General features: G+C 60.6%; 28 protein-coding genes, 1 tRNA gene and 3 pseudogenes. 8 read left to right on the top strand and 24 right to left on the bottom strand.

Annotation, left to right across the window (positions count from 1 at the left end):
• Positions 1–4: 4 nt before the first annotated feature.
• Positions 5–81, top strand: a tRNA-Arg gene (locus ACTG36_RS05820).
• Between the two features lie 68 nt (positions 82–149).
• Here the strand turns inward: ACTG36_RS05820 and ACTG36_RS05825 are convergent.
• The 7 genes and pseudogenes from ACTG36_RS05825 to ACTG36_RS05855 all read right to left on the bottom strand — a co-directional run bounded on the left by ACTG36_RS05825 (position 150) and on the right by ACTG36_RS05855 (position 5,454).
• Positions 150–635: a cytochrome P450 gene (locus tag ACTG36_RS05825; protein WP_375279840.1), complete on the bottom strand. Its 486-nt coding sequence runs from the start codon at positions 633–635 to the stop codon at positions 150–152.
• 436 nt (positions 636–1,071) lie between these two features.
• Positions 1,072–2,091 (bottom strand): annotated as a pseudogene (locus ACTG36_RS05830) (TRAP transporter large permease subunit); the annotation flags it as partial.
• Positions 2,088–2,636, bottom strand: coding sequence for a TRAP transporter small permease subunit (locus ACTG36_RS05835; protein ID WP_375279841.1), 549 nt, complete (start codon positions 2,634–2,636; stop codon positions 2,088–2,090). The pseudogene ACTG36_RS05830 and the gene ACTG36_RS05835, both read right to left, overlap by 4 nt.
• 28 nt (positions 2,637–2,664) lie before the next feature.
• Positions 2,665–3,690 (bottom strand): annotated as a pseudogene (locus ACTG36_RS05840) (TRAP transporter substrate-binding protein).
• A gap of 11 nt (positions 3,691–3,701) precedes the next feature.
• Positions 3,702–4,483: pseudogene (locus ACTG36_RS05845) on the bottom strand (putative hydro-lyase).
• A gap of 141 nt (positions 4,484–4,624) precedes the next feature.
• A complete protein-coding gene (locus tag ACTG36_RS05850) occupies positions 4,625–5,176 on the bottom strand; it encodes a substrate-binding domain-containing protein (RefSeq protein WP_375279842.1) in 552 nt (183 codons plus the stop codon).
• Positions 5,080–5,454, bottom strand: coding sequence for a LysR family transcriptional regulator (locus ACTG36_RS05855; RefSeq protein ID WP_375279843.1), 375 nt, complete (start codon positions 5,452–5,454; stop codon positions 5,080–5,082). Before ACTG36_RS05855 ends, ACTG36_RS05850 begins: the two co-directional genes overlap by 97 nt.
• Before the next feature lie 241 nt (positions 5,455–5,695).
• Between ACTG36_RS05855 and ACTG36_RS05860 the strand changes: the two genes are divergently transcribed.
• From ACTG36_RS05860 to ACTG36_RS05875, 4 genes are all read left to right on the top strand, one after another.
• Complete coding sequence (locus ACTG36_RS05860; RefSeq protein WP_375279916.1) at positions 5,696–6,844, top strand: lytic murein transglycosylase; 1,149 nt, start codon at positions 5,696–5,698, stop codon at positions 6,842–6,844.
• Between the two features lie 65 nt (positions 6,845–6,909).
• Entirely contained in the window at positions 6,910–7,596 is a 687-nt protein-coding gene (locus tag ACTG36_RS05865; protein ID WP_375279844.1) for a D-lyxose/D-mannose family sugar isomerase, read from the top strand.
• Positions 7,584–8,843 (top strand): glycerate kinase type-2 family protein, encoded by a 1,260-nt coding sequence (locus ACTG36_RS05870; RefSeq protein WP_375279845.1) that lies wholly within the window; start codon positions 7,584–7,586, stop codon positions 8,841–8,843. Before ACTG36_RS05865 ends, ACTG36_RS05870 begins: the two co-directional genes overlap by 13 nt.
• Positions 8,840–9,739 (top strand): endonuclease/exonuclease/phosphatase family protein, encoded by a 900-nt coding sequence (locus ACTG36_RS05875; protein WP_375279846.1) that lies wholly within the window; start codon positions 8,840–8,842, stop codon positions 9,737–9,739. Before ACTG36_RS05870 ends, ACTG36_RS05875 begins: the two co-directional genes overlap by 4 nt.
• 66 nt (positions 9,740–9,805) lie before the next feature.
• Here ACTG36_RS05875 and ACTG36_RS05880 read toward each other — a convergent pair whose 3' ends face one another.
• The 7 genes from ACTG36_RS05880 to ACTG36_RS05910 all read right to left on the bottom strand — a co-directional run bounded on the left by ACTG36_RS05880 (position 9,806) and on the right by ACTG36_RS05910 (position 15,678).
• Positions 9,806–10,744 carry a phosphatidate cytidylyltransferase gene (locus tag ACTG36_RS05880; RefSeq protein WP_375279847.1) on the bottom strand — a complete coding sequence of 313 codons (939 nt, stop codon included), beginning with the start codon at positions 10,742–10,744 and terminating at the stop codon, positions 9,806–9,808.
• Positions 10,741–11,406 (bottom strand): lysophospholipid acyltransferase family protein, encoded by a 666-nt coding sequence (locus ACTG36_RS05885; RefSeq protein WP_375279848.1) that lies wholly within the window; start codon positions 11,404–11,406, stop codon positions 10,741–10,743. The genes ACTG36_RS05880 and ACTG36_RS05885 overlap by 4 nt, the downstream gene beginning before the upstream one ends.
• Positions 11,407–11,531: 125 nt before the next feature.
• Complete coding sequence (locus ACTG36_RS05890) at positions 11,532–11,819, bottom strand: hypothetical protein (protein ID WP_296419375.1); 288 nt, start codon at positions 11,817–11,819, stop codon at positions 11,532–11,534.
• A gap of 23 nt (positions 11,820–11,842) precedes the next feature.
• Positions 11,843–12,526, bottom strand: a complete 684-nt coding sequence (locus ACTG36_RS05895; protein ID WP_439141691.1) for a PspA/IM30 family protein — start codon at positions 12,524–12,526, stop codon at positions 11,843–11,845.
• Between the two features lie 110 nt (positions 12,527–12,636).
• Positions 12,637–13,227, bottom strand: coding sequence for a TetR/AcrR family transcriptional regulator (locus tag ACTG36_RS05900; RefSeq protein ID WP_375279850.1), 591 nt, complete (start codon positions 13,225–13,227; stop codon positions 12,637–12,639).
• Between the two features lie 127 nt (positions 13,228–13,354).
• A complete protein-coding gene (locus tag ACTG36_RS05905) occupies positions 13,355–14,587 on the bottom strand; it encodes a mandelate racemase/muconate lactonizing enzyme family protein (protein ID WP_375279851.1) in 1,233 nt (410 codons plus the stop codon).
• Positions 14,584–15,678, bottom strand: a complete 1,095-nt coding sequence (locus ACTG36_RS05910) for a zinc-binding dehydrogenase (RefSeq protein ID WP_375279852.1) — start codon at positions 15,676–15,678, stop codon at positions 14,584–14,586. Before ACTG36_RS05910 ends, ACTG36_RS05905 begins: the two co-directional genes overlap by 4 nt.
• Positions 15,679–15,823: 145 nt before the next feature.
• Here ACTG36_RS05910 and ACTG36_RS05915 point away from each other — a divergent pair, with 145 nt between their 5' ends.
• A complete protein-coding gene (locus ACTG36_RS05915; RefSeq protein ID WP_375279853.1) occupies positions 15,824–16,723 on the top strand; it encodes a mechanosensitive ion channel family protein in 900 nt (299 codons plus the stop codon).
• Here the strand turns inward: ACTG36_RS05915 and ACTG36_RS05920 are convergent.
• Positions 16,708–17,919: a TCR/Tet family MFS transporter gene (locus ACTG36_RS05920; RefSeq protein WP_375279917.1), complete on the bottom strand. Its 1,212-nt coding sequence runs from the start codon at positions 17,917–17,919 to the stop codon at positions 16,708–16,710. The two genes, ACTG36_RS05915 and ACTG36_RS05920, sit on opposite strands and share 16 nt — an antisense overlap.
• 154 nt (positions 17,920–18,073) lie before the next feature.
• Complete coding sequence (locus ACTG36_RS05925) at positions 18,074–18,607, bottom strand: TetR/AcrR family transcriptional regulator (protein ID WP_375279854.1); 534 nt, start codon at positions 18,605–18,607, stop codon at positions 18,074–18,076.
• A gap of 109 nt (positions 18,608–18,716) precedes the next feature.
• On the opposite strand from ACTG36_RS05925, the gene ACTG36_RS05930 reads away from it, so the two are divergent.
• The gene (locus ACTG36_RS05930) at positions 18,717–19,100 is read left to right on the top strand and encodes a hypothetical protein (RefSeq protein WP_439141695.1); all 384 of its coding nucleotides are present in this window, start codon (positions 18,717–18,719) and stop codon (positions 19,098–19,100) included.
• A 30-nt stretch (positions 19,101–19,130) separates the two neighbouring features.
• On the opposite strand, the gene ACTG36_RS05935 is transcribed toward ACTG36_RS05930, so the two are convergent.
• The 6 genes from ACTG36_RS05935 to ACTG36_RS05960 all read right to left on the bottom strand — a co-directional run bounded on the left by ACTG36_RS05935 (position 19,131) and on the right by ACTG36_RS05960 (position 24,456).
• A complete protein-coding gene (locus ACTG36_RS05935; RefSeq protein ID WP_375279856.1) occupies positions 19,131–19,862 on the bottom strand; it encodes a hypothetical protein in 732 nt (243 codons plus the stop codon).
• 95 nt (positions 19,863–19,957) lie between these two features.
• Positions 19,958–20,722, bottom strand: a complete 765-nt coding sequence (locus ACTG36_RS05940; protein ID WP_375279857.1) for an alpha/beta fold hydrolase — start codon at positions 20,720–20,722, stop codon at positions 19,958–19,960.
• Positions 20,709–21,935 (bottom strand): endonuclease/exonuclease/phosphatase family protein, encoded by a 1,227-nt coding sequence (locus ACTG36_RS05945; RefSeq protein ID WP_375279858.1) that lies wholly within the window; start codon positions 21,933–21,935, stop codon positions 20,709–20,711. Before ACTG36_RS05945 ends, ACTG36_RS05940 begins: the two co-directional genes overlap by 14 nt.
• Positions 21,936–21,983: 48 nt before the next feature.
• Positions 21,984–22,958 (bottom strand): threonine ammonia-lyase, encoded by a 975-nt coding sequence (locus ACTG36_RS05950; RefSeq protein ID WP_375279859.1) that lies wholly within the window; start codon positions 22,956–22,958, stop codon positions 21,984–21,986.
• Positions 22,955–23,779 (bottom strand): alpha/beta fold hydrolase, encoded by an 825-nt coding sequence (locus ACTG36_RS05955; protein WP_375279860.1) that lies wholly within the window; start codon positions 23,777–23,779, stop codon positions 22,955–22,957. Before ACTG36_RS05955 ends, ACTG36_RS05950 begins: the two co-directional genes overlap by 4 nt.
• Complete coding sequence (locus tag ACTG36_RS05960) at positions 23,779–24,456, bottom strand: haloacid dehalogenase type II (protein WP_375279861.1); 678 nt, start codon at positions 24,454–24,456, stop codon at positions 23,779–23,781. Before ACTG36_RS05960 ends, ACTG36_RS05955 begins: the two co-directional genes overlap by 1 nt.
• A 153-nt stretch (positions 24,457–24,609) precedes the next feature.
• On the opposite strand from ACTG36_RS05960, the gene ACTG36_RS05965 reads away from it, so the two are divergent.
• Positions 24,610–25,047, top strand: a complete 438-nt coding sequence (locus ACTG36_RS05965) for an FKBP-type peptidyl-prolyl cis-trans isomerase (protein WP_375279862.1) — start codon at positions 24,610–24,612, stop codon at positions 25,045–25,047.
• Between the two features lie 108 nt (positions 25,048–25,155).
• On the opposite strand, the gene ACTG36_RS05970 is transcribed toward ACTG36_RS05965, so the two are convergent.
• Together ACTG36_RS05970 and ACTG36_RS05975 are read right to left on the bottom strand one after the other, a co-directional pair.
• Positions 25,156–25,953, bottom strand: a complete 798-nt coding sequence (locus ACTG36_RS05970) for a metalloprotease (RefSeq protein WP_375279863.1) — start codon at positions 25,951–25,953, stop codon at positions 25,156–25,158.
• Positions 25,950–26,687, bottom strand: a 738-nt coding sequence (locus ACTG36_RS05975) for an enoyl-ACP reductase FabI (protein WP_439141699.1), incomplete at its 5' end; no start/stop codon positions are given. The genes ACTG36_RS05970 and ACTG36_RS05975, both read right to left, overlap by 4 nt.

Consider the following 26,687-nt stretch of genomic DNA (forward strand, 5'->3'; position numbering starts at 1 on the left):
GTGCGGTCCCTTAGCTCAACTGGATAGAGCAGCTGACTTCTAATCAGCAGGTTGAGGGTTCGAGTCCTTCAGGGATCGCCAGTTTTGCCAACACAATACGGGCCCAACCCTATCTATCGGGGACAAGAGGACCCCGATCGTGGGTCATTTCACTGCCTTTGGATCATGATCTGAAACGGCTCCGGTATCAGGAACGGCATCTGGGTCATTTTGGACATCGCATCGTCCAGCGCAGCGATCCGATGCTCTTTCAACATCCCAAAGACAATTGCCGACAGCTGCTGGGTTGCCATGCTTTGGGCGACGCAATTGCGTGGGCCATGGCCGAAGGGGGCGTATTGCACCCGCTTGCTGGGTGCGTCTGTGCGAAAGCGCGCTGGATCAAACCGATCGGGGGCGTCAAGGGCCAAAGGATCATGGTGCATGTTGAAGAATGAGTTGAAGATAAAGGTGCCTTTCGGCAACCTGTGGCCCGAAATTTCGATGGGTTGTGTCAGAATTCGCGGCTGGTTGGCCGGGGCTTGCGATCCCTTATCTGCGATTTCATCGCCAATTTGGTCCTGAAGCTGCGGGTGATGGGCCAAAAACGCCAGCACCCAACCCGCCGCCGAAGCAATGTTATCTTGTGCCCCCATCAGCAGCCCGTCGTTGGGCGCGTCCGCGTTTCGAACAACGTCAATCGCGCGAGAAAACAAGGCATCCGCCTCCTTCCGCTTGGTCCGCCAACTATCCCCGTGGGCCGTGGCAACGCTCTTTACGGCTGCAAAAAGAAAGGTCTGGATTTGGGACGGCGACTTTTTCAAAGCCTTCGCATGGCGCACGAAAAGCTCGCGGTTCCACCTGCGCATCACTGATGAACACCAGATGCAACATCCCGCCGAGGGCTTTCACATGCACAAGGTCCCCCATGAAGGGTTTTGACTTGGGCCTGTGAGCGGACGTAGTCGGCTGGCAGGTCTTTCTGAAAACGTCGTCGGGGCCTGACAAAATCCCGACCCTTTAGAACGTTGAACCCTGTGGCTGTTTTGGGAGTGGTGCCTTGTGGTGTCATGCCTGGCCCCGTCCGATGGGTGTCATCGTCGCGATTTTTTGGGTTTCGATGAAGAAGCCGAGCACGATGTAGATGACGACCACCACCATGATGAAGCCCAGCGGCGACAGGCCAAGACCGTTCAAAAAGGCCGTCAGTTCACGCCCCAAACCTGCCGACGACAGCGTGAAATTCAAGAAGGACGCGCCGATGATGATCAGCATGATCATCGACGTGACTTTAGTGGTGCCCAGCAGGCTTTCGTGCATCATGGTCCAATTGACGCCGCCGAAGGCCAGAGCGATCAGCAGTGCGCCTGCCACACCCACCGCTGCGGCCTCGGTAGGGGTGGCCCAGCCGCGATAGATTGATCCGACGATCAGCGCGAACAGGATCAAGATCGGGATCAGAACGACCAGCGCGCGGGCCATTTGCAAAAAGGGGAACACGCGCCGATTGCCACCGAGTTCTGGACGGATTGTGCAGATGATTGCGGTGATCACCAAAACGGCCAGCGCCAGTGCCAGACCGGGGATCAGCCCAGCCAGAAACAGTTGTGGAATAGAGAATTGGGTGAGGAATCCATAGACGATCAGGTCGATCGACGGCGGGATCATGATGCCCAAGGTGCCGCCTGCGGCGATCGCGCCGGAAAAGAGTTTCGGATCATATCCCAGCTTTTCCGCCTGCGGCATTGCGACGGTCGCCAAAGTCGCCGCCGTTGCCACCGACGACCCCGACGTGGCCGAGAACATCGTCGCGGTCGCCACGTTCGCGTGCACCAACCCACCGGGCAGCCAGCTGACCCACCGGCCCAGTGCTGCATAGGTCCGCGCCGCCACGCCGGACCGGACAAGGATTTCACCCAGCAGCACAAAGGACGGGATCGCGATCAGGGTGGCCGAACTGGACGAGGACCAGACCATCTTGCCCAAGGCGCGGATGAGAGGGAAACTGGAATAGAATTGATCGACCCCGAACCCCAAAATAAACAGCACAATGCCGACGGGGATGGACAGGGCCAGCAGGGCCAAAAGGCCGGCAGAAACATAGGTGATCATTTCAACATGTCCTGTTCTGCAAATGCGCCAATGAAAGGTTCGGTCCGTGCCCCGCGTCCGCGCACAAACAGGCTGATTGCGGCCAGTGTCACAAGGCAGGACATCACGGCAAACCAGACCCATCCCGCAAACCACGGGATTTGCACCCAAGCCAAAGGTGTCGCCAGCGGCGTGTTGGCACGACTGCCGTTTTCAATGGCACGTTCAACGACGGGCCAGCATTTGACGGCAATCATCACGACCACTGCGGACATGACCACCATCGAAAATATATCGAACAAGGTCCGTACAGTGCCAGCCGTGCGCGACCGCACCAGATCGATCCGGATATGGCCAAATTTCAAAAGGGCATAGGCCATCCCCCATGAACTGACGAGGGCCATCGCATACCCCGCCAGTTCTTCGGATCCGCCAAAGGACGCATGGACCTGACGCAGCGCAATATCTGCCACCACGAAGGCGGCCATACCCAAAAGACCAAGCCCTACGATCATGGCGATCGTCCGGTTCAGCCGTCTCAGGGCGGTGATCAGTGCCAGTTCCATAATGCGCGTCCTTTAGCCTGTTTTCACCTTACTCGATTGTCACGCCGACGACCTGACCCACGCTATCATTCCAACGCATGGCCCAATCGCCGCCTGCACGTTCCGCCCAGTCGGGCAGGACCTCACCGATGAGGATGTCACGCGCACCGTCGAAATCGGCGTCGGAAATTTCGACCAATGTCATGTTGCGGGCCTCACCGGAGGGACAGTCGCCGTTGCCCGTCAGGCAGGCAAAGTCGTTGACCAAAGCGTCTTGCGCGCTGGCCCAGGCGGGCGCCTCGAAATCGGCCGCGATTGTTGTTCGGATCGTGTCCTGATCCGCCGCGCTCAGGCTGGCCCATTTGTCGGCGTTCATCGCGGTGACGACGTGATCCCAGCCGCCCAGCGGGATGGGCAACAGATGGGTTGAGACTTCCCACCAACCGGCAGAATAGCCAGAGCCCGCACCGGTCACGGCACAATCGACAACCCCGTTTTGAAGTGCGCCGGGCACTTCGGAGAAGGACACGTTGACGCCTTCCGCGCCAAGCGCTTCGAGGAACAGCGCCGTCATCCGGCCCGAGGCGCGGACCTTGAGGCCATCGAGGTCGGAAAAGCTGGTGATCTCGGCGTTGCAAAAGACGACCTGCGGCGGGTAGGGCGCGATGGCTAGCACTTCGGCATTGAACCGGTCGCGGTAAATATCGGCCACCATCGGGCGGGCCGCATCGACCATGGCGCGCGCGTCATCTGCCGTCAGCGCCAGAAGCGGCACGCCCAAACCTTCGAGTTCGGGCGCATCGCCCACCGCGTAGTCTGCGACCGTCATGGCAACGTCATAGACGCCTTGTCCAAGAAGGGGATAAATCTCTGACAGGCCAAGACCCATCTGGTTGTGCGTCGTCAGCTCCACGTTGAAATCACCGGCTGCGGGGAGTGTTTCGGTTCAGAACGGCGCTTCGTATTGGCCGTGCAGGGGCAGGCTTGAACAGCTGCCCACGACCGACAGGTCTTCGGCCAAGGCCGGGGCCGCAAGCGCCGTGGTGGCGAGCAATGCAGTAAACCTATGTTTCATGTGATGTCTCCTTATGGGGTGAGGTCAGTACAGAGTGGGGTTTCAGCATCCTCAGCGATGTCAGTGATCAGCATATGCCCGGGCGCGTGGGTGATGCAGATCGGCGGCTTGGCGGCTTTGAGGGCATTCTGGGGCGTCACGCCGCAGGCCCAGAACACCGGCACTTCGCCGGGCTTGATATCGACGGGGTCCCCATAGTCAGGGTGGGCAAGATCAGCGATGCCGATCGCGGCAGGATCGCCCACGGCAATCGGCGCGCCGTGGGCTTGGGGGTATTTCGCGCTGATCGCGCGCGCGGCGTCGATCTGGTCTTCCCGCAAGGGCCGCATCGTGACAACCATCTGGCCATCGAACGGCCCCGCCGGGACGAGATCAATGTTGGTGCGAAACATCGGAACATTGCGGCCCATTTCGATGTGACGAACGGGAATGCCCGTGCGTATCAAGGCGTTTTCAAATGTGAACGAACAGCCCAAGGCCAGTTCACCAGATCGTCGGTCCAAAGGCGGCGGATATCCGTCACCTCTTGGGCGAATTCCCCGTCGCGGAAGACACGGTAGCGTGGCACGTCAGTGCGAATGTCGATGTCACGCCCCAAGGTCGGCAACAGTGCATCCCCTGTGTCGCCTACCCCTACGACCGGACAGGGTTTGGGGTTGCGCTGGCAGAACCGCAGGAAATCGAGAGCATATGCCTCCGGCAGGATCGCGAGATTGCATTGGAGTTTTCCAGCCGCAAGCCCAGGGGTGTGGCCTTGATGGTCGCCCGCCCGAATACGGCGCCGAATGTCCATGCTGGACAGCACAGCGGCTTCAGTGTCGGTGACCGGTTGCGTAACCATGTGATCCTCTGTGTGCAGTTGGCAAAACCATCACACGGGAGGTCAATTCATTAAAATTATCACAATTCATCATAAGTGATGGAATTTTTGAAACTACTGCGGGTGTACCTTATGCCAGTCCTCGGCCACATAGGATGCGGTGAATTCTAAGGGCGGCGGAACAAAGCCCGGATCGAAAACCTCGACCTCGTCCGCCGCAAGGTGGGGCCCGGCCAAGACACGCGGATGGGGCCCGACAGCGATTCCCGCTGCAATCATCTTGAGGCTGGCCGAAAGTGATGCGGACGAAAAGACCCGCGTTTTGGGCCCCACTCGTCGGGCAAGTTTTGACGTTAATTCACGATAGGGCCGGGTCTGGGTTGAATAGGAAATGATCGGTGTCGCGGACAAATCCACCTCTCCCGTTCCGGAGGATTTATACCAATGCAGATCGAACTGGGGCAGCGCGATGTTCTTGACGGAAAATTCCGACACCGGATCCATTAAAAAGGCAAGGTCAAGGCGGCGCTCAAGAAGGGCGGACCGCAGGTTGATTGAAATATCGACGGTCAGGTCGACATTGACGCGCGGATATTGCGTGCTGAAGGCCTGAATGAACGCGGGCAACCATGCTTGGGCAATCGTCTCTGATGCACCAAGGCGCAAGAGACCTTCGGTCTCTGCCGGGTGGCCACGCGCTGCTTTATCTCTTCCTCAACAAACAACATCTGTTCGGCATAGCCCAGCAGTTGCTGGCCCATCGTGGTCAGGACAAGGTCGCCGGGTCCGCGTTCGAACAGTTTGGCTTGCAGTTCATCTTCGAGGTTCGCAATCCGTGTTGATACGGCTGGTTGGGATAGGTGCAAACGGTCAGACGCCTTGCGGAACCCGCCCAAGCGGGCGACCCAAAGAAATGTTCGCAGTTGTTCAAAGGTCATCGGCATTCAACCTGTTTATCGTTTTGCGTATCAAGTGATCATATGTATGGAGCGGTCGCCGCGATGAAATGCGGTGGCGCGGCTTTGCGTTTGGTCCTTCGACGTCTGGTCCACAAGACGGGCTGTCATAGGCAAAGACAGCCTTCCCAGCGAAAGGGTGCTTTGGTCATGAGCGGAAGTCGGCCCACGGCGGCTTTGCAGCACGGTTGTGCTGTCGCTGCCCGTGGGCCGCGCTACTTTGGCGGTTATGGACCCGAGTAAACGACTTTTTGTATTTGGTTGCGGGGCTTTGGCCCTGTCCGGTTGCAGCCCCGCCACGATTGGTGAGGCGCCCGCCCGCCGTGCCCAGCAGGCCTTGGCCCCGGATTTGTTGCCCGTAGATCGCGCTGACTTTCGCGCGTGGGTCGCGGCCTTTCGCCCTCGGGCGCGCCGTGCGGGGATCCGTGATGCGACCTTTGACGCTGCGTTCGCCGGTGCGGGCTACATCCCAGGCGTGGTGGCGCGGGACGGCTCGCAAATCCAGACGCGCCGCACGTTTGAAGACTATCTGTCTATCGCCACATCGGACGAACGTTTGACCAAAGGGCGCGCGGCCCTCGCGCGTCATGGCGGGACCTTGCAGGCCATTGAGGCCCGATACGGTGTTGACCGGCTGATCGTTGCTGCGATCTGGGGGATGGAAAGCACCTTCGGCGAAAAGCGCGGACAAATTCCGGTCATATCCTCCACCGCGACCTTGGCCTTTGATGGACGTCGTGGTGCGTTCTACGAAAGCCAATTGATTGCCGCCTTGCGGATTTTGCAGCGGGGCGACACGACGCCCGCACGTCTGACCGGCAGTTGGGCGGGCGCCATGGGGCACACGCAATTTATCCCCACATCATTCGAAGGCTTTGCTGTTGATTTCAACGGCGACGGGCGGCGCGATATCTGGGCGGATGACCCCGGTGATGCATTGGCGTCCACCGCCAGTTATCTGTCGCGCAATGGGTGGCGCGCGGGGCTACCTTGGGGCGCTGAGGCGGGCACGGCCGGGATCAGTGGCCGCAGTGTGCGGCCCCAATCCGGCGGGCCAAGCTTTACCGTGACGCGCAATTTCAACGTTCTGAAAACCTACAACAATTCCGATTTTTATGCCCTAGCCGTCGGGCATCTGGCGGACCGGTTGGGCGGGACTGGACCTTTGCGCGGGACGTTCCCGCCAGATGCCAACGGGCTGACGCGCAACGACAGGTTAGCGGTGCAACGTGGCCTTGCGGCACGCGGCTACGACATCGGCACCATCGATGGCGTCATTGGTGCCCGCACCGAGGCCGCGATCCGCGACGTGCAGTCACGTGCCGGCGTGGCCGTTACCGGAACTGCCACCCGTGATGTCTTGACGCTTCTGCGATAACCGAAACGTTGCCGAAACTTTCTGGGCCTCATATGGCTGTGCCAAACAGGTATGAAAGGTCCGATATGAAACGTTCTCGCATCAATGCAATCATGGCTGAAGCCGATGACATGATCCGGTCTTACGGGTTTGTTCTGCCGCCCTGGGCCTATTGGACACCTGCGGAGTTCAAGGCGCGTGCGACCGAAGCGGCCGCGGTCATTACTGCGCGTAACGGGTGGGATATTACTGATTATGGGGCCGGTGAATATGACAAAATGGGGTTGTTTCTGTTCACCCTGCGCAACGGTCGTCTGGAAGATCTGCAGCGTGGGGGCGGCATGTGCTACGCCGAGAAGCTGTTGATTTCAAAGCAGGACCAGCTGTCCCCGATGCACACCCATGTCATCAAGGCCGAAGACATCATCAACCGCGGCGGCGCCACGTTGGTGATCGAACTTTACGGGTCCGATGCGGCTGGACAGTTTGACGAAACCGCAGGTGGCACCGTCTGGTGCGATGGGTTGCGGCGTGACTTTGCACCCGGTGAAAAGCTGAAACTGGCACCAGGTGAAAGCGTGACCCTGATGCCCGGCGACTGGCATGCGTTTTGGGGCGAAGGGGGCGACGTTCTGATCGGTGAGGTCAGCACGGTGAACGACGATGAAACCGACAATATTTTCCGGGAGCCTATCGGGCGCTTTGCTGATATTGACGAGGATGAAGCGCCCACACATCTGCTGGTAAGCGATTATAAAACATGGCTCCCCTAAACGATCCCAATTCATTTCTCAAAGACCTGTTTACCAAGGCTGTGGCCCGTGCCGATCCGATGGTCTGCGTGCCCCAATTCTTGGGCCCGAAACCTGCAGGGCGCAGCGTTGTGTTGGGGGCTGGCAAAGCCTCTGCCCGGATGGCCGAAGCGCTGGAGGCCGCATGGGGCCCGTGGGAAGGCTTCATCATCACCCGCTATGGCTACGGGCGGCCAACATCGGGCATTGAAATTGCCGAAGCAGCCCACCCCGTGCCGGATGCCGCAGGTGTTGAGGCCACGCGCAGGTTGCTGGCGCGCGCGGCAGACCTGACCGAAGACGACACTTGCATCATGTTGATGTCCGGCGGCGGGTCGGCGCTGCTGTGTGCACCGGCGCAGGGTATCACGCTTGAGGACAAGCAGGCATTGGCGGCGGATATGTTGGCATCAGGGATGCCCATCGGGGATATCAACGGCATTCGCAAGGAATTGTCTGCGGTCAAGGGCGGCCGGTTGGCCGCGGCTGTGTATCCGGCGAAATTGCGGGTCTTGATGATTTCGGACGTGCCGGGCGACCAGCCGGGTGATATCGCCAGTGGCCCCACCGTGGGTCATGACGGCAACGCCGCATTGGCATTGGAAACGTTGGCCAAATGGGGCGTGACGCCCCCGCCGTCCATCGCGGCGTTCCTCAAGGCGGGCGGCGATCCAATAAAGGCCCAAGACCCCCGATTGGCCGGTGTCGAAAACATCATCATCGCGGCCCCGTCCCATTCCCTGCAGGCCGCAGCCGAGTTTGCCGAAGACTACGGGGTCGAGGTCCGCATATTGGGGGACGATCTGGAAGGCGAGGCCCGCGATTTGGCAGCCAGACAGGCGCAAATGGCGATGGATTTGTCGGCCCAAGGGCTGGATCGGCCTGTTTTGCTGATGTCTGGCGGCGAATGCACTGTTACGCGGCGCGGCAACGGTGTGGGCGGCCCCAACGCAGAATTTACCTTGGCGGCGGCGGTCGCGCTGCGGGGGCACCCCAGGATCCATGTGATCGCCTGCGATACCGACGGTGTGGACGGCGCGGCGGAGGTCGCAGGGGCTGTGGCCGATCCCACGACCTTGGCCTTGGGTGAAGCCATAGGGATTTCAGCGCAGGCGCAGCTGAATGAAAACAACGCCCACGGGTTCTTTGAGGCGATTGGCGCCCAAGTGGTAACAGGGCCGACGATGACAAATGTAAATGACTTCAGAGCCATTCTGGTGATGCCATGATTAAGGCCCTGCGCCGGATAGGGATTGGGCTGTTGAGTCTTGTGGGCCTTTTGGTCGGCATGGTGGCTTGCAATTCATTGCCACAACCGGTGCAGGACCCGACTGCGGCGACCTTGCGTGTGGCGACCTACAACGTCCATTACATCTGGCTGAACCGCCAAACCGGCGATTGGTCCGTGGGCGATTGGGACCGACGCAAAGGCCCTCTTCAGGCGGCCTTTCGGGCGATGGACGCCGATGTCGTGGGTTTTCAAGAGATGGAGAGTTTTGGCCGTGGCGTGGCCCCTCAGAACCTCACACTCGATTGGTTGATGGAGCAGAACCCCGACTACGGTGCCGCCGCAATCGGGGACCCTGCCGAATTTCCCTACACCCAGCCCATTTTCTACCGCCGCGCGGCGTTGGACCTGCGCGATCAGGGCTGGTTCTTTTTCTCGGACACGCCGGATGTGATTTATTCGCGGACCTTCAACGGATCATGGCCTGCCTTCGCCAGTTGGGCCGAGTTTGAGGACAGGACCGGCACGGTCTTTCGGGTCTACAATATCCACACCGAATACCGCAGCGCGTCGAACCGGCGGTTGTCCACGGCATTGGTTGCGGACCGGATCGCAGAGCCTGCATCGCGGATGCCGGTCTTTGTGATTGGGGATTTCAATGCCATCCGAGGATCGGCCACCTTGCGCAACCTCGAAGAGGCGAGTGTCACGTTCTGGCCTGCGCAAGGGTCCACCTACCACTTCAATCGCGGGCTGAACCTGTTTCCGGCTATTGACCACATCGGCGGCACGGGCGGGATTGCGCCCGTGGGGGATGTGTTTTCGATCCGCGGCCGATTTGAAGGCGAATGGCCCACGGATCACTACCCCGTCGTGGGTGATTTCCAACTTCCGTAGCCGCGTGTCTAGGGGGCGGGATTTGAGTTTTTTGGGCCAGATGAAGGGGGGACCCTGCGTCTGGTCTTAGACGTAGATCAGATTTGTGAGGTGGTAGAAGACGGGGGCCGCGAAGATCACGCTGTCGAATTGGTCCATGAACCCGCCTTGACCGGGGATCAGGTGGGACCAGTCCTTGACGCCCCGATCCCGTTTGACGGCGGCAAAGACGAGGTTGCCGAACATGCCCACCAAGGACGCGAGGGCGGCCATACCGGCGGCCCCTATGACTGAAAACGGGGTCATCCAAGCCAGCAACGCACCGATGACGGCGGCACACAGTACGCCCGTAACCATCCCTTCCCACGTTTTGGCTGAAATGCCGGGGATGATACGGGTGCGGCCAATGCGGCGGCCAAAGAAGAAATCCAAAAGGTCCCCGAATTGCACGACCATGATCAGGAACGCGATAAGCATCACGCCACGATCATCTGGATAGCCTGCGACCTCAATCGAGAGCAGGGCAGGGACGTGGGACAGGGAAAAGACGCAAATCATCAGAGCCCATTGGGTTTCCGCCACGCGCACAAGAAACCTGTCCGGATTGCCGCGTAGGGCGGACACCACGGGCAGTAGCAAAAAGGCGTAGACCGGAATGAAGACAGTGTAGAGCGTCTGCCACCCCATCCCGACAAACAGATATTGCAGCGGCAGGATTGCGAAAAACGCCAAGGCCAGTGACAGGTGATCGGCCTTGCGTTTGCTGGTCATCGTCAGGAATTCGCGCAAGGCGGCGAAAGATGTGAAGGCGAAGAGCACGATGATGCCGGGCGTGCCTGCGATCAGCGCCAAGGTGAACAGGATCACCATAGCCCACCAACTGCGCACGCGGGTCATGAAGGTTTCAATCACCGGATTGTCGTGACCTGCCTGCGCATGAAGGATTTCACCCAAAAGCGTCAGCGCGGTCATCAGCCCGCAGGTGCCCACGAACAGCCATAGAAGTTCGGCGGTGGTCGAACTCATAACCGTTCTCCCTTGGGGGCAAGGTCGACCAATGCGGCGGCAGCGCGGGTCAGGAAGGCGTCTTTGTCTTCCCCGTCGCGGACATGGATCGGCGCGCCGAAGGTGACGGTGCAAATCAGCGGCAGGGGGATGACCTCCCCCTTGGGCATGATGTCGGTGACATTGGCGACCCAAGTGGGCACAAGATCCACATCGGGGCGGGCCGTGCCCATGTTGTAAAGCCCCGCTTTGAACGGCAGCAGCGGATCGTCGGTCATGTTGCGGTTGCCTTCGGGGAAGATGATCAGGGACGATCCTTCGTCCAGCGCATCGAGAATGGCCTGCATTGGGTTTTCGCCCGCGTCGCGCGCTTCTGGCCTGCGATCGACGAGGACACAGTTGAACACCTCTGGCCCCACAAAGGCGCGCAGTTTGTTTTTCAGCCAATAGTCCGCTGCCGCCACAGGGCGCACGGTGCGGCGCATGTTGGGGGGCAGGACAGACCAGATCATCGGCATGTCGGCATTGCTGACGTGATTGGCGTAATAGACCCGTTGCCGGTTCACTGGTTCGATCCCGCGCCAGTCAGGCCGCACGGCCGTCAAAAACCGCACCAGAAGTGAGATGGCGAGGCCCACGATTTTGGCAGCAAGCCGGCGGGGAAAGGTCAGAATGGCATTCATTTGGGGCATCTTGGCTGAGGTTTGCAGACTTGGGAAGGGCCGCCGCAAAATGGGTGCGCCCCGCCCTGTCGGGACAGGAGCAGGGCAGAGCGCGTTTGCCGTGAGCGGCAAGGGGGTGTGGGCGATCAGTCGGCGTCATCGCCGCCCACATATTCGGCCAAAAGGCGTTCGTTACGGGCCTCTTCCACGCGGGTGATGCGGTCTTCGGACAGACGTTCATCGAAGCGCAATTTGACGAAGTTCACCAGCGCGAGGGTCAGCAGCAAAATGCCGATCCCCCAGTAGCCTTTGGTGGCCAGCGGCACGTCGGGGGACATGTAAAGGGACAGGGCTAGCATGCCGTAGGCGATGACCACGCCGATGCCGTTAAAGAAGATGATCAGGCCGTTGTCGGATTTGTTGAAATTTGTCATTTGGTTTCTCCTATTTAATTGAATTACTGGGATGTTTTGGATTTCAGACGGGCTAGGACATCGTCCGCTGTGGTGCGTGTGGCGGGACCGCAGCCTTGGTCGGCCATACGGTCAGCCAAGGTTTCATGGCCAAGGTCACGGTCGATTTCACGCAGGATCCCCGATTGTTCAAACGGGTCGTCGCGGCCCATGACACGGGCGATCAATTCCTCCGCTTCTTCGGTGGAGGATGTGGTGCCGATTGTGGTGTTCAGCTTGGACTGAATGGCCTGTTCGCGGCGCACGGCGCGGGCTTGGATGGCCCCTTGTTTCAGATCAATGATGCGGCGGTGGCCTGCCTCGATCGAGGTGCGCAGTCGGACGACTTTCTGATCCAGCCGCGCGCAGGTTTCTGCCCTGATGGTCAGTTCGTTTTCCATTTGGGCGATGGCAGTGGCGGCCTCAGCGGCGAGGTCTTCTCGGTCCTGATCCAGCGCTTGTTCCGCACGTTTCGTCATGTCTTTGATGCGGTTTTGCAGAGCGTCGCGTTGACGTTCTTCGCTGCGTTGCCGTTGGATCAGGGAGGCCAGCGTGGCCTTTGCCGCCTTGAGGGAGGTTTCGGCCTCGCGGATTTTTTGATCGATCAGTTCGATGGCGAAGGCATCGCGGACGCGGTCTTCGGATCGGGCATTGGCGCCTGCGATCAAGGTTGAGAGGGTCTTGAACATGGTGTCTTCCTTTCGGGCTCTGATTTCATGAACAGCGTTCACGAATAGAGATAGAAAGGTCGCGGCCTAGGATCAAGAAGTTTTTTGAACAACGTTCAAAAACCTAGGAATTATTTGGCTAAGTGGCTGAGAATAAGAGAAATCATTTTGTCCAAATGCGGGGCAGGCACGCCTGCTGATGCCTCATCCAGCCCCAAAAGGACGATTCCATGAACGGATGAGAACAGCCCGCGGGTCAGCAAACCACGTGTTTCGGCGTCGTGATCGGGAAAGATCACCGACAACGGCGCGTCGATATACGCAAAGAGCTGCGCCATTTCTTGGAGATACCACTCCGGTGCTGCCTCACCAGGGGCGCGTTCAATGTCAAACAGCGCGCGCCACAGGTTGAAGTGCTGGGCCGCGAAGGCGTGGTAGGCGTGTGACATCACGATGAGCTGTTGGGTCGCGTCTTGTGGGGCGTCGGCCAGCGCCTCGGCCACGGTGGCGCCTAGCTGTTTGAAGGTCCGGGCGTTCACGGCCAAGACCAGATCGTCGAGGTCCCCAAACACGTTGTAGATGGCCCCCAAGGCACATCCAGCGTCTTTGGCCAGATCGCGCGCGCGAAGGTTTTTCAGACCGTCGGCCGCCATGCGGCGTTCGGCGTTGATGATGAGTGTGTCGCGCAGTGCGGCGCGGCGGGCTGCTACTTTTCCGGCCATAGGGATCCCTGATGAACTTTGTTCACTGTCTAAGGGGCTGTGGCGCGTTTGGCAAATGGGCCCTCCGGGGGGAGTATTTTAGGGCAAAACGAAACAGGGGTGGGCGCGCGTTAAGGTTAATGCAAGATCATTCGCTTTTGACGGGTGCACCGCCTGCGAAAACGTTTTGGCCGTGGTAGCTGATCGGATCGCTTTGCATTTCAAGGTGCAGGCCGGTGTCCGTGTAGGGATGTGCCCGCGCGAGGTCTTCGTCCACGTCGATACCAAGACCGGGGGCGGTGGGTACAGCGACATATCCGTTTTCGACCGTGATGCTGTTTTTGATCAGTGCTGCATGGAATGGCGTTTCAATGGTTTCGGCCATCAGGATGTTGGGCAGGGTCGCGGCCAGCTGGATATTGGCGGCCCATTCGATGGGACCGGCATAAAGATGCGGGGCCACTTGGGCGTTATAGACTTCAGCCAGTGTGGCGATTTTCTTGGTTTCCCAGATGCCGCCTGATCGGCCCAGAGCAGGCTGCAGGATCGTCGCGGCCCCGGCGCGCAGGACGGTCGCGAATTCAGCCTTGGTGGTCAGGCGCTCGCCCGTGGCCACTGGGGTTTTGACGGCTGCGGCGACTTTGGCCATTTCGCCCACCGCATCCGGCGGGATCGGTTCTTCGTACCACAGCGGTGAAAACGGGTCGATCGCTTGCCCCATGCGGATGGCACCGCCCGTAGAAAACTGCCCGTGGGTGCCGAACAACAGATCAGCATTCGGACCAACCGCACCCCGGATCGCGGCGCAGAAATTCACAGAGGTTTCGATATCATGCATCGACGGCATGTGCCCCGCGCGGATCGTGTAGGGGCCCGCGGGGTCGAATTTCACCGCCGTATAGCCCTGCGCCACGTAGGCCTCGGCGGCCTCAGCGGCCATATCGGCGCTGGCCCAGAAGTCGGGAAGCCTGTGGTTGTCTTGCGGATAGAGGTAGGTGTAGGCGCGGATGCGGTCGTTCAGACGCCCCCCGATGAGGGCATGCACCGGCCGGTCGCGGTCTTTGCCCAAGATGTCCCAGCAGGCAATTTCCAGCCCCGACCACGCGCCAATGACCGTCAGATCGGGGCGTTGGGTGAAGCCGCTGGAATAGGCGCGGCGGAACATAAGTTCGATGTTTTCCGGGTTTTCACCTGCCATATGACGAGAGAACACATCGGTGATGACGGCGCGCATGGCGTCAGGCCCGACGGAGCTGGCGTAGCATTCGCCCCAGCCGGTGATGCCTGTGTCGGTGGTCACCTTGACCAAGATCCAATATCGCCCACCCCAGCCGGGGGCAGGCGGGGCCGTTACGATGATGTCGAGGTCTGCAAGCTTCATGCGGTGTCCCCAAACACGATCACGTTGCGTTTGGCAGCACCCGTGCGTGTATCGGCCATGGCTTCGTTGATTTGGTCCAGCGACCAGCGGCCAGAGATCAATTCATCCAGTTTCAGGCGGCCTTGGGTATAAAGATCGACCATCCACGGGATGTCCCGCTTGATGACCACGTCGCCCATTTTGGACCCCACCATGCCTTGGCCCGCAGCGGCGAAATTTGCGGCCTCATAGGTCGAATGTTGGCCGGACCCGGGCATGCCGACCATGACGACATTACCGCCCTTTGCCAGATAGCGGGGCGCCTGATCATAGACGCCTGCGACGCCCACGGTCACAAGGACCGCATCCGCGCCTCGGCCCATGGCCGCTTTTGCCTCACGCCAGGGCGCGTCCGTGCTGGCCAGCACGGCGTCGGTCGCGCCAAATTCGCGGGCCACGTCCAGTTTGCTGGGTTCCATATCCACGGCCACGATCCGGCGTGCACCCGCAATGGCGGCCCCTTGAATGGCGTTCAGGCCCACGCCGCCCGCGCCAATCACGACAACATCCTGTCCGGGGCGGACCTGCGCGGCGTTGACCACAGCGCCGATGCCGGTGATGACACCGCAGGCCAGCAGCGATGCGGCCTCCATCGAAATGCCGTCCGGCAGGGTCACGACTTGGCTTGCGTCCACGACGACCTTTTCGGCAAATCCCCCGCAGGCCATGGCCTGATGCAATTTGCCTCCTTGGGCCGTTTTGATTGGACCGTGGTCGCCATCGTAGGGGGTTTCGCAGTTGGTGGGCCGTGCTGTGGCGCAGCTGGGGCAGGTGCCACAGGCGCGGATCAGGGTGACGACCACACGGTCGCCCACGGCCACGCCCTTGGCGTTTGCCCCGATTGCTGTGACGGTGCCTGCGGCCTCATGCCCATAGACGGCCGGAAGGGAGCCTCCCCAAATGCCATCCGCGTAAGAGATGTCGGAATGGCAGATGGCGCAGGCGGCAAGGGTCACTTCGACCTCTTCGCCCATAGGTGCGCGCAACTCAATCTCTTCGATCTGGAAGGGGTCTCCGAAGGCATGGCAGACGGCGGCTTTGATGAGGGGCATGTGGTGTTCCGATCGGTGTGGTTTCACGAGAGCGTGGCGGCCCGCGCTGCGGCGTGCAAGTGGGAATGCGACTTTATGGGACGCAAACGGAACGATTGACGGAAGGTCAGGGTTGGGCTGCAACACGGATCAAAGGCGCACCCAAATGGACCTAGACATCGAACCTGTCAGCATTTTATCGCAACAGCTGTCGGCGATTGCCCGTGGCGCGATTGAGGCGGCCCCTCAGGTGGTTGTGGCCGTCTTTGTTTTGGTGCTGACATGGGGACTGGCGAAATTGGCGCGGTTTGTGCTGTCGCAAGTGTTACAGCGGACGTCCTTGCGTCCCAGTCTGAAAGAATTGTTCGGGCTGATTACGTCGATTGTGGTCTGGACCTTGGGGCTGATGATCGCGGCGGTCATTGTGTTTCCGGGGCTGACACCGGCCAGCATTCTGGCGGGTCTTGGTCTTGGATCGGTGGCAATCGGCTTTGCCTTTAAGGATGTGTTTGAGAATTTTCTGGCAGGCATCATCATTCTGTTTCGGCGGGAGATGCGGATCGGGGATCTGATCGAATGTCAGGATGTCGAGGGTCGGGTGGATCATATCGCCATTCGCGAAAGTCATATTCTGCAGACGGATGGGCAACTGGTGATCGTCCCCAATTCGATCCTGTTTAAGAACCCCGTCTGGGTGCGGACCCATCGCGATCTGCGCCGCGTGACGGTCATGTGCGGGGTGGCCTATGACGTGGATGTGGATCAGGCGCGTGGCGTGATTGGGGACGCTGTGAAAAATTGCGACACTGTGGTGCAGGACGACAAGCCGGTGCAAATCTTTGCCCAGAGTTTCGGGTCCTCGTCCATTGATTTTGAGGTCACGTGGTGGTGCGGGTCACAGCCGGTTGAGGTCCGACGCTCTCGCGATGAGGTGGTGTCTGCTGTCAAGCGCGCGCTGGATGACGCAGGGATCGAAATCCCGTTCCCGTATCGCACCCTGACCTTCAAGGAGCCTTTGCCGGTCTCAGGTGCTGCGCAATCGGGGGCGGATCAGGACGCGGGCTGAGGGCGGCCCAGAAAAGTGATCATACACACGATCATGATGGCCGCTGACAAGGCGAAGGCCGCGCCGGGGAAATAGAGCCCGGTGTCGTTGGTGAACATCCAAAAGAGTTGTGTCATCACCAGAGGTGAGAAGATCATCGCGATGGATTTGGCCGAGGCGATGACGCCTTGCAGTTCACCTTGCTGATCGTCGCCTGCGCGTTGGGACATAAGCCCCTGCAGGGCAGGTGTGACGACCGCGCCGAGGGCGGTAATCGGGATGAAGGCCAGCGCGACCCAGCCCGTTGTGATGATGGTCAGCAGCACAAAGGCGGTGAAGTTGAAGGCGATGCCGTAGATGATGGTGCCGCGTTCGCCGAACCGTTTGAGGGCGGGGCGGATCAGCGCGCCTTGGACAATGGCGATGCCTATTCCGAACAGGGCCAGCGACGCGCCGACCATGCCGGGGGACCAGCCGAACGCCTCTTTCGTGAAATAGGCCCATGTGGCCGGATAGACGATAAAGGCGAATTCATAGAGGAAGACCAGAAAGATCAGGCGACGCAAGCCGTCCAACTGGCTGAGCGCGCGGAAGGCCCCGAACGGGTTGGCGCGGCGCCACAGGAACGGACGGCGGATGCTGTCGGTGACTGTTTCGGGCAACACATAGTAGCCGAAGACGAGATTAAGCGCGCCAAGGGCTGCGGCGGCATAAAAGGGCGCGCGGGTGCCCAATTCACCCAACAGGCCGCCGATCACAGGCCCCAGAACGAACCCCACGCCAAAGGCCGCGCCGATCAGGCCAAAGTTGGCGGATTTTTCTTCCGGTTTCGAGATGTCCGCAATGAAGGCGGCGGCGGTCGATTGGGTGGCTGCAGTGATACCGCCGATCACGCGGGTCAAAAACAGCAACCAGATGGAGCCCGCGACGGCCATGACCAGATAATCCACCGTCATCACCAGCAGCGAGATCAACAGCACAGAGCGGCGGCCGTAGCGGTCTGACAGGGACCCCAAAATCGGCCCGAAGATGAATTGCATGACCGCAAAGGTCGTGGCCAGAATGCCGCCCCATAGGGCAGCTCTGCCCAGGGTGCCGCCTTCGACCTCTCGGATAAGGTCGGGCATGACAGGCAGGATCAGGCCGATGCCCATGGCGTCCAGCGTGAGGGTCACGAGGATAAAGGTAATCGCGCGGCGGCGCTGGGGGGCGGTCATATCTGTCATGGCTGACGGCTATCTTGAACCGAACGGTTCGGGAAGGGGGATAATCATGGTCGAGCGGTGCTTGATCGAGAGCGGCCCTCCGGGGGGAGTTTTTTGGGCCAGATGAATGGAGGCGGCGTGGCAAGGGGCGGGCGGTGCGTGTGCGTCATTCAGGTGGGAGTAGTGTGGCAAGGGCCGTATCCGCCAGTTCAGAGTGCCCCAGCGCATCCATCACAGCCATGCCTTCGATCACGGTCAGGAGCGCTTTAGCGGTGCGCTGGGGATCCGGATCATCTTTGGGCAGACGGGAGGCGATCCAGCCCACGAACCCGGACAGGATGTGTTGGCCTGTCTGGGTATGGGGCGACTGGCCATGGGCGGAGGCCGCGATAATATCGAACCAGACCCGCAGAAAACCTGCCATCTCCGGGCGGCGTTGAAGCGCCATGACCTCTGCCACAAGTGCGGCGGGGGTGGCGACTGGCGCGGTGCTGCTTGCGCTCAGCGCATCGGTGAAGCGTTCGGCCAGATGAGTGAGCAGGGCCGCGATCACGCCGTCCTTGTTGCCGAAATGATAGATCAACATGCGGTCCGAGGTGCCTGCGGCCTTTGCCAATGGGCGAAGAGAGGCGGTGTTCAATCCGTGTTCAAGCACGTGATCCGCCATTGCGCTGAGCCAGTCGTCGGTCTTGGCGGTCACGGGGCGGGCCGTTGCACGGATGGGCGCATAGAATTCTCCTTGTAGCGATCGCTACATTTGCGGTATGTAGCAGATACTACATTTTTAACAGTGTTGAGAGGTGGGGCCAATGACCCTGTTTGATATCGTGCCCATCGTCGCGGCGGTGATCCTTTTGGGACTAGTGGCCGCATTGGTCGCGCGGCGTCAGGTCCGCTGGATCATACCGGCGTGCTTTTCGGCGGGTTTCGCGGTGTGGTCCCTCTTTGCTGTTCTCACCGAGGGGCCTTTGGGATTCTGGACGGAGCACGTCCGCAATGCTTGGGGCAATCAGATCTGGATGGATCTGTTGCTGGCAGTGGGGATGGCATTGATCTGGTTGGTGCCTGCTGCCCGAGCGGTTGGCGTACGCCCGTTGCCCTGGGTCGCTTTCACTTTGGCGACGGGCAGCATCGGTCTGTGTGCCTTTGCCGCGCGGGTTCTGTATTTGCGCGACAGGGCCGCCGCGCCCTAATGCCGATCAAAGGGGCGCGGCGCTTGGGTGTCAGTTCCAACCGTTGAACCGAAACCCTGTCAGTCCATTGGCGGTGAAGCCTGCTGAAAAGGTCATTGTCTGGAACAACCAGTGGACCTTGAACTTTGCCGTCAGCTTGACCTGTGGCTGGACGTTGTCCTTGGGTCCTTTGTTTGAGGGTGGGCTGACCTCTGCATGGGCATTCAGCGAAATGGGCCAGTCCACTTTAATGTTCGTCACATTGAAGTGGAGCGCGGGGATATAGTGGCCAAAGGCCATGTCATCCTTGCTGGGGGTCGCATGGTAGGTGCCTTCGAGGCGGGCCTTGGTGTCGACGAGAATCCAGTCCTTGAACAGGGAATCGTGGATTTTCAACTGGATCGTTGAGGACTGGGTGTCCTTCGCCATCTGGTAATCCAGCGGATCGGTGTCCTTGAGGATGATTGAGGTCGTCGTATCCTTGGCATCGCTGACCGGTTTGTTGTCCTTGATGAAGTACCACGCGAATTTTGTGACCTCAAGCGCGGTGTCCGCTTTGCTTTCGACCCCGCCTTCGGGGGGCGCGTTGAGGGCCTTGGCCTCTGGTGTGATCCAGCTCTCTGAGATGAGTTCTGGGGTCAGGGCGGGCATGCCTTCGGGGGCATCGGCACCCGCAGGGGCCGCCACCAAGCGGTATTCGAAACGAGCGATTTCGGTATCCGTTTCGACCTCGGTCATGGTCGCGATAAGGGTTTGTCCTTCGTAAAGATCTTTATCTTCCATCGGTCTTCTCCAATCTGCGTGATTTGAAATACGCAAAGAGAATAGCAAGGAACGGCCCCGCGATCCGTGTCCCAGCGCACGGTCTGGGCGCACGGTCAGATGTGGCCGATCCCGGCGAGGAAGGCGTGGATGTGATCGGCTGTGGGCTGCGCTTTGGTGGCAGGGGCGGCGTGGCCCGCGCCACGGATCAACTGAAAGGTGCTGCCGGGGATAAGATCAATGGTTTCGCGCACCAGATCAGGGGGCGTTGCACGGTCACGGTCGCCGCAAAGGCCCAGCGTGGGCAGGCGCAGGCCAGACGTTGGCGTGTAGAAATCGGTGCCAGCGATGGCTTCGCACATGGCAGCGTAGCCTTCGGGCGGCGTGGCCTCAAACACGGATCGAAGCGCGGGTTGCGGGCCCTGTTCGTTCCATCGCGCAAAGGTCATGTCCGTGAGCGCCGCCATGCCGTCGCGGCGGGCGGTCGCGGCGCGGTCGTGCCATGGGGTGGGCTGGCCCAACTTTGCAGCGGTCGAACAGATCACCATGGCCCGCACCAGATCAAGACGTTTGACAGCCAGCCCTTGGGCGATCATGCCGCCGACGCTCAGGCCTATGAAACAGACGTCTTTCAGGGCCAGTTGATCACACACGGCTTCTGCGTCGGCCACCAGTGTGCCCATGGAATAGGGTCCGGGCGGGGCATCGGATTGGCCATGGCCGCGCAGATCGTAGGACACGATCTTGTTGTCGGGAAAGCGCGCTGCCACATCGGCCCAGACGCTGTGGTCCAACCCTAGGGAGTGAGCAAAAACGAGGGGCGGACCATCGCCTGTGACCCACGCGGCGAGGGTCGCGCCTTTGGCTTCAATCCTCTCCATCGCCCATCACCATATGCGCCATGATCTGGCCGTGATCGGACGCGAGCTTGTTATAGGGGGCCTCAGGGTGGGACCCGTCGGTGAGGTGGTCATTGAGGACCGAGAAATACTCCATCTCCCCGATTTTGGCCGGATTGTCGGGGTGGAAGTGTCGCGACATATAAATCTGGTCGATGGATTCAAAAACGCCACCAAAGGCGGAGGTGTAAACCATATCGCGGGCAGATTTGCGCACAAACAGGCGTTCGGCCGAATGCAGGCGGACGCGGTCGATGTCCTCTTGGATTTTTGCGTTCTCATCGTCGCTGTAGCGGTCGGACCGGTGTTTGGCGTCGTGACGCAGCATCCATGCGTAATTTTTGAATGGCACCTCGCCTGAAATAATTTCGGAGCTGACGGAATGTTCGCTGTCGTTGAAGTCGCCCAGCACCATGACGGGGTTTCCGTCGCCCAATTCTTCGATGATTTCGCGGCGCAGCACCCAGGCTTCGGCCATGCGACGCAGGGCGGCACGCAGGGACCCAAGGGCGCGGGCGGTGGGGTCGTAATTGGTGAGGTCCTCCGCCGGGGCTTGGGACGCGCCGCGCGGGGTGATGTGTTCGCCCAGTTTGGATTTCAGGTGGCAGTTGAAGACGGTGATGATTTTGCCGCCCACAGGAATGCGCGCCTTGAGGATCGGGCGGCTGAGGCGGTTGATGCGGAAAAAACCTGCGCCGTCCTCGCCCTCGGTGGTGCCACGAAGACGGGAAAATGGAATATCGAGGGGTTCTGGCAGGTCCTGCAAGACCTCTGGCGGTTCGGCAAAGCCAAAGCGCGACAGGATCGCCACGCCAGGCCGACGTTGGCCAGGTTGCCCGTCGGCCACATTGGGGGCCACGGCCAGTGCGCCTTTGCCACCTGCGCCAAAATAGGGCGTGTAGGCCAGTTTGCGGAAAATCGCCTTACGGTGATATCGTTTGGAGGCGTCGGGGATGTTGGCGTCATTGGCCGCATTGCCCATGGCGTCGGCTTCGTCAATGACGGCGCGCAGGGTGGGTTCGTCAAAGATTTCCTGAAACCCCACGATATCGGCGTCCATGGTCAGGATCTGATCCGCCAGCCATGCCTCTTTCCACGCGTATTCTTCAGGCGTGTAGGATTGGTATCTGTAGTATTCCTGATCCGCCCCGATGAGGTTTTTGACGTTGAAACTGGCGATGGTGAAGTGGGTCATATCGTGTCCTTGGGTCGGGGCCAAAATTCGCGAATTTTGGCGGGCGTTCTACAGGGTCAGGGCGCGGGTGAACATCGCGGGGTCGACGTTGCCGCCCGAGATGGTGACAATCACGGTATCGGCTTCAACCTGCGGCGAATAGAGAGCAGCGGCCAGCGCTGCGGCCCCGCCCGGTTCTGCCACCAGTTTGAGGCGTAAAAACGCCTCGCGCATGGCGCGCAGACATTGGTCTTCGGTCACGGTAAGGCCGGGGCCGCACCGGCGGTGCAGGATCGGCCACGTCAAATCGCCCGGTTGCGGCGTGATGATCGCATCGCAGATGTTGCCTGAGGTGGCCGCGTTGCGCTGGATTGCGCCCGTGGCCAGCGACCGCGCCACATCATCAAAACCGGCGGGTTCGACGGGGCGTGTGCGAAAGCCTGGCGCGTCGGCTTCAAGCGCCAGCGCGATGCCGGAGGTCAGGCCGCCGCCGCCGCAGCACACGAGAACTTCGGCGTTTGTGATGCCAAGGGCTTTGGCGTCTTCAGCAATCTCAAGCCCTGTCGTGCCTTGGCCTGCAATGACCTGCGGGTCGTCGAACGGTTTGATAAGGGTCAGGTTACGGTCCGTACTCAGACGGGCGCCGATGTCGTCGCGGTCCTCCGTATCGCGGTCATAGAGGATCACCTCGGCCCCCAAGGCGCGGGTGTTGTCGATTTTTAGCTGCGGTGCGTCGGACGGCATGATGATCACGGCGGAGGTGTCGTGGAGCTTGGCCGCATAGGCCACACCCTGCGCGTGATTGCCGGAGCTGAAGGCGATGACGCCATGGGTGCGGGTGGCAGGGTCCATCGCTGACAGGGCGTTGAATGCGCCACGGAATTTAAAGCTTCCGGTGTGTTGCAGGCATTCCGGTTTCACCAGAATGCGCCGCTGGGCCAGATGATCGAGGAACGGTGAGGACAGCAGCGGTGTGCGCCGCGCGTGGCCCGCGATGCGCTGGGCGGCGGTGCGGATCATCTGGGCGGTGCAGGCGTCACTCATAGGTCGGCGATCCAGTCTTTGAGGGTTGAGAGCGCTTCGGGTTCGTCCAGAAACGGCACATGGCCGCGCCCCAGGACGGTGGCCGCGTGGGCATCGGGGCGGCGGTTGCGCATGGCCTCAAACGTGGCCTCTGACAGCAGGTCTGACGCATCACCGCGCAGCATCGCCAGCGGCAGGCCCGCCATCGCGTCATAAAGTGGCCAGAGGTCGGGGGCGGGTTGCGCGCCCGCCTCAAGCACAGCGTCGCGCAGGCGGGGGTCGTATTTGATCACAAGGCCAGCGTCGGTTTCATCGTAGTGGTTGCGGACTTCGGCCAGCCAGCGGTCATGGGGCACCCCTTTGAAGTGGGACCATGCGCGCGCGCGAAATGCGGCGGCTTCCTCATGCGTGGATTGCGCCGGGTTGCGGCCGATGTAATCTTTGATAACGCTGAGGCCTGCGGGCGCGATTTCGGGGCCAATGTCATTGAGGGCCACGCCCAGAAGCCTGTCCTTGGCGGAGGCGGCCAGCACCATCGCGATGAGGCCGCCACGGGACGTCCCCAGGATCGCAGCCTTATCAACGCCCAGGTGGTCGAGCAGGGCCAGCGCATCGGCCCCTTCTTGCGGGATGGTGTAGGTGGCCGGATCGGCCCAGTCGGACTGCCCACGCCCGCGGTAATCCATGCGGATCAGGCGCAGCCCCGTGGCCAGCAAATGCGGGGCCACATGATCGAAGTCAGCGGTGTTGCGCGTAAGGCCCGCAAGCGCCAGCACCGGCAGGCCTGACCCTTCGTCGGTGTAGTGCAGGGTGATGCCGTCCGTGGTCGTAAACTGCGGCATCAGACCAGATCGGGGATGGTTTTCAGGTCTTTGAGGGTGCGGTGCGGTGCGGCCCAGAGCCGGTCCTGCGGCGCACCGGCACGGTTCACCCAAACGGTCGCAAAGCCGTAACCTGCGGCCCCTGCGGCGTCCCAGCCGTTGGACGAGGCAAAAAGCACTTCGGTTTGGGGCACATCAAAGCGGTCCCAGACCAGATCGTAGACAGAGGTGTGGGGTTTGTAGATGCCCGCGTCTTCGACCGACAGCACATCGTCAAGGTATTCCCCGATTCCGGCGGAGCGCACGGCAGGCACCAGCATGTCGGGGTTGCCATTGCTGAGGATCGCGATGTTGACGTCTTTGTCTTTGAGCGCCTTGAGCATGGCGTGGACTTCGGGAAAGGCGGGGCATTCCTTGTAGACGGCCAGCAGCTGTGCGCGCAGGGCATTGTCGCGCAGGCCATTGTTTTCCATCGCCCAGTCGAGGGCGTCTTGGGTCACCTGCCAGAACGGAATGTGACGGCCACCGATCGCGCGCAGCCACGTATATTCCAGCTGTTTGGCCCGCCAGTCCTTGGACAGCGTTGCCCAAACGGCGGCCAGTTGGGCCTGACCGGGTTGTTTGGCAACCTCACGCGCGGCGGCGTCCACGTCGAACAGGGTGCCATAGGCGTCGAAGATGCAGGTGGTGATGGTCATGGGGCGGCCCTTTGCTGTTGGGGTCAGCTTTGCATGGGGTGGGCGCGTTGGAAAGGGGCGCATTTGCATGTCGGACGCGCGGTTGTTAGGCGGTGCCGCGACAGGTGCGGCCACGTAAGGCCGCGCTAAGCCAGAAAATGCGAGGATATTCCCATGGGCGAGATCAAATCAGGCGACACAGTCGCCATTCATTACACCGGCACATTGGCCGACGGCAGCACCTTTGACAGCAGCGACGGTCGTGATCCGTTGGAATTTGTTGTGGGGTCCGGCCAGATCATCCCCGGTCTGGATAAAGCGCTGCCGGGCATGTCAGTGGGTGACAAGAAGGTCGTCGAAATCCCCTGCGCCGAAGCCTATGGTGAGATCAATCCCGCCAACCGCCAAGCTATTCCGCGTGAGCAGATCCCTGCGGATATTCCGCTGGAGCTTGGCCTGACCTTGCAGATGCAAAGCCAAGACGGCCAGCACGCCATGCCGGTCACAGTGGTAGAATTGTCGGACAGCGAAGTGACGCTGGACGCCAATCACATGCTGGCAGGTAAGGATTTGACCTTTGCCATCGAAGTGATGTCGATCAAAGCGGCCTAAGCTTGCGCCCCAGCGCCCCCGTGTGGGTTTGGGGCATCGGTCGGATTTTGCATATTTTTGAACCAAAGACGCGGGGGGCGGTGGTCCCCCGTTTGCGTGTCGCGCTGGTCAGATAAAGCGGATCAACGTCGCAAGGCCACCTAGGAAGAACGCGGCTGCGGTGAACAGCCAAGCTGCGAGACACAGGTAGGCGCGGGCTTTTGACATGCGCGCATCGGGGGCTGTGCCGTCGATGCCGCGCGTCTGGATCAGGTGTTGCACGCCCATCAGCACGATGAACAACAAGAAGATCCTCTGGTTCAGCACGGCCACCAGCCCGATGATCCCTGTGAAGGCCGCAAAGATGTAGAACGGCAATTTGTCATTGATCGCCGTAAAGATGGTGGACGTCAGGTGGCCCCCATCCAGCGGCCAGATCGGCACGAGATTGAGGAAATTCAGTGCTCCATTCACCGAAGCAAAAACAATCAACGGATAGACCAGATCGGGCGCATTCAAAGCCGCAATCGGGATCAACGCATAGGCCAGAACCATAGGGGCCAGACAGATCGCAGGCCCCATGAGAGAAACAAAGACCTGTTCCTCTTGGGTCGAGGGCGCCCGTGAAGAAATGGCGTAGCCGCCCAACAGCGGGACCAGACGGAAGTTGGCGTCGTGATGGCCGATCACACGGTAGGCGGCCACATGGCCGAATTCGTGGATTACCACGGTGATGATCAAGGACATGCCGAAGACAGGCCCAAAGAATAACCAAGCCGCGATCACCGCCAGCGCCGATATGCCGATGCCTTTGGGGTCAAGGCCAAGGATCGTGGTCCGCAGGCGCGATGTCCAGCCGCCGCGCAGGATCAGATAGGTGCCGTAACAGCAGGCAAGGGCCAGAAGGACGGTGACGGTTGGGCTCACCCCAGATTGTCCAGCGCGGGCATCATCATCACGTGCAGGCCGCTGTCGACATGGATAATCTCACCCGTGGTGCAGGCCCCTGCGTCAGAGGCCAGATAGACGGCGGTGCCACCCACAGCGTCAAGCGTCGCGTTATGGCGCATGGGCGCGTTGGCTTCGGCATATTTGAAGGTACGGCGCGCCCCCGCAATGGCCGCCCCCGCCAGCGTTTTCATTGGCCCCGGAGAGATCGCATTGACGCGGATGCCGTCAGGGCCGAGGTCTGCGGCCAGATAGCGCGTGGCAGATTCCAAGGCCGCTTTGGCCACCCCCATGACGTTGTAGTTCGGGGTGATGCGCTGGCTGCCTTCATAGGTCAGTGTCAGCAGTGTGCCGCCGTTTGGCATCAGATCACGGGCGCGGCGGGCCACATCGATGAAGCTGTAACAGCTGATGTCCATGGACCGGCTGAAATTGTCGCGGCTGGTGTCGGACACGCGGCCTGTCAGTTCGTTCTTGTCAGAATAGGCGATGGCGTGGACGACGAAATCAATGCTGCCCCAGCGGTCCTTGAGCGCCGCAAAACAGGCATCCATCGACGCGTCATCGGTCACATCCGCCTCAACCAGAAAATCACTGCCCGTGCTTTCAGCCAGCGGCCCCACACGTTTCAGAAGGCTCTCGCCCTGATAGGAAAACGCAAGGTCTGCCCCCGCGCGGTGCATGGCCGATGCGATGCCCCACGCAATGGATCG

Source organism: Pseudooctadecabacter sp. (assembly GCF_965657175.1).
Taxonomy (GTDB): domain Bacteria; phylum Pseudomonadota; class Alphaproteobacteria; order Rhodobacterales; family Rhodobacteraceae; genus Octadecabacter.

What these genes read in the sequence shown, in the direction of transcription:
- ACTG36_RS05825 (WP_375279840.1), bottom strand. Translation starts at nt 635, where the DNA reads ATGGGGGCACAAGATAACATTGCTTCGGCGGCGGGTTGGGTGCTGGCG.
- ACTG36_RS05835 (WP_375279841.1), bottom strand. Translation starts at nt 2,636, where the DNA reads ATGGAACTGGCACTGATCACCGCCCTGAGACGGCTGAACCGGACGATC.
- ACTG36_RS05855 (WP_375279843.1), bottom strand. Translation starts at nt 5,454, where the DNA reads ATGCCGATGACCTTTGAACAACTGCGAACATTTCTTTGGGTCGCCCGC.
- ACTG36_RS05860 (WP_375279916.1), top strand. Translation starts at nt 5,696, where the DNA reads ATGGACCCGAGTAAACGACTTTTTGTATTTGGTTGCGGGGCTTTGGCC.
- ACTG36_RS05865 (WP_375279844.1), top strand. Translation starts at nt 6,910, where the DNA reads ATGAAACGTTCTCGCATCAATGCAATCATGGCTGAAGCCGATGACATG.
- ACTG36_RS05870 (WP_375279845.1), top strand. Translation starts at nt 7,584, where the DNA reads ATGGCTCCCCTAAACGATCCCAATTCATTTCTCAAAGACCTGTTTACC.
- ACTG36_RS05875 (WP_375279846.1), top strand. Translation starts at nt 8,840, where the DNA reads ATGATTAAGGCCCTGCGCCGGATAGGGATTGGGCTGTTGAGTCTTGTG.
- ACTG36_RS05880 (WP_375279847.1), bottom strand. Translation starts at nt 10,744, where the DNA reads ATGAGTTCGACCACCGCCGAACTTCTATGGCTGTTCGTGGGCACCTGC.
- ACTG36_RS05885 (WP_375279848.1), bottom strand. Translation starts at nt 11,406, where the DNA reads ATGAATGCCATTCTGACCTTTCCCCGCCGGCTTGCTGCCAAAATCGTG.
- ACTG36_RS05890 (WP_296419375.1), bottom strand. Translation starts at nt 11,819, where the DNA reads ATGACAAATTTCAACAAATCCGACAACGGCCTGATCATCTTCTTTAAC.
- ACTG36_RS05895 (WP_439141691.1), bottom strand. Translation starts at nt 12,526, where the DNA reads ATGTTCAAGACCCTCTCAACCTTGATCGCAGGCGCCAATGCCCGATCC.
- ACTG36_RS05900 (WP_375279850.1), bottom strand. Translation starts at nt 13,227, where the DNA reads ATGGCCGGAAAAGTAGCAGCCCGCCGCGCCGCACTGCGCGACACACTC.
- ACTG36_RS05905 (WP_375279851.1), bottom strand. Translation starts at nt 14,587, where the DNA reads ATGAAGCTTGCAGACCTCGACATCATCGTAACGGCCCCGCCTGCCCCC.
- ACTG36_RS05910 (WP_375279852.1), bottom strand. Translation starts at nt 15,678, where the DNA reads ATGCCCCTCATCAAAGCCGCCGTCTGCCATGCCTTCGGAGACCCCTTC.
- ACTG36_RS05915 (WP_375279853.1), top strand. Translation starts at nt 15,824, where the DNA reads ATGGACCTAGACATCGAACCTGTCAGCATTTTATCGCAACAGCTGTCG.
- ACTG36_RS05920 (WP_375279917.1), bottom strand. Translation starts at nt 17,919, where the DNA reads ATGACCGCCCCCCAGCGCCGCCGCGCGATTACCTTTATCCTCGTGACC.
- ACTG36_RS05930 (WP_439141695.1), top strand. Translation starts at nt 18,717, where the DNA reads ATGACCCTGTTTGATATCGTGCCCATCGTCGCGGCGGTGATCCTTTTG.
- ACTG36_RS05935 (WP_375279856.1), bottom strand. Translation starts at nt 19,862, where the DNA reads ATGGAAGATAAAGATCTTTACGAAGGACAAACCCTTATCGCGACCATG.
- ACTG36_RS05940 (WP_375279857.1), bottom strand. Translation starts at nt 20,722, where the DNA reads ATGGAGAGGATTGAAGCCAAAGGCGCGACCCTCGCCGCGTGGGTCACA.
- ACTG36_RS05945 (WP_375279858.1), bottom strand. Translation starts at nt 21,935, where the DNA reads ATGACCCACTTCACCATCGCCAGTTTCAACGTCAAAAACCTCATCGGG.
- ACTG36_RS05950 (WP_375279859.1), bottom strand. Translation starts at nt 22,958, where the DNA reads ATGAGTGACGCCTGCACCGCCCAGATGATCCGCACCGCCGCCCAGCGC.
- ACTG36_RS05955 (WP_375279860.1), bottom strand. Translation starts at nt 23,779, where the DNA reads ATGCCGCAGTTTACGACCACGGACGGCATCACCCTGCACTACACCGAC.
- ACTG36_RS05960 (WP_375279861.1), bottom strand. Translation starts at nt 24,456, where the DNA reads ATGACCATCACCACCTGCATCTTCGACGCCTATGGCACCCTGTTCGAC.
- ACTG36_RS05965 (WP_375279862.1), top strand. Translation starts at nt 24,610, where the DNA reads ATGGGCGAGATCAAATCAGGCGACACAGTCGCCATTCATTACACCGGC.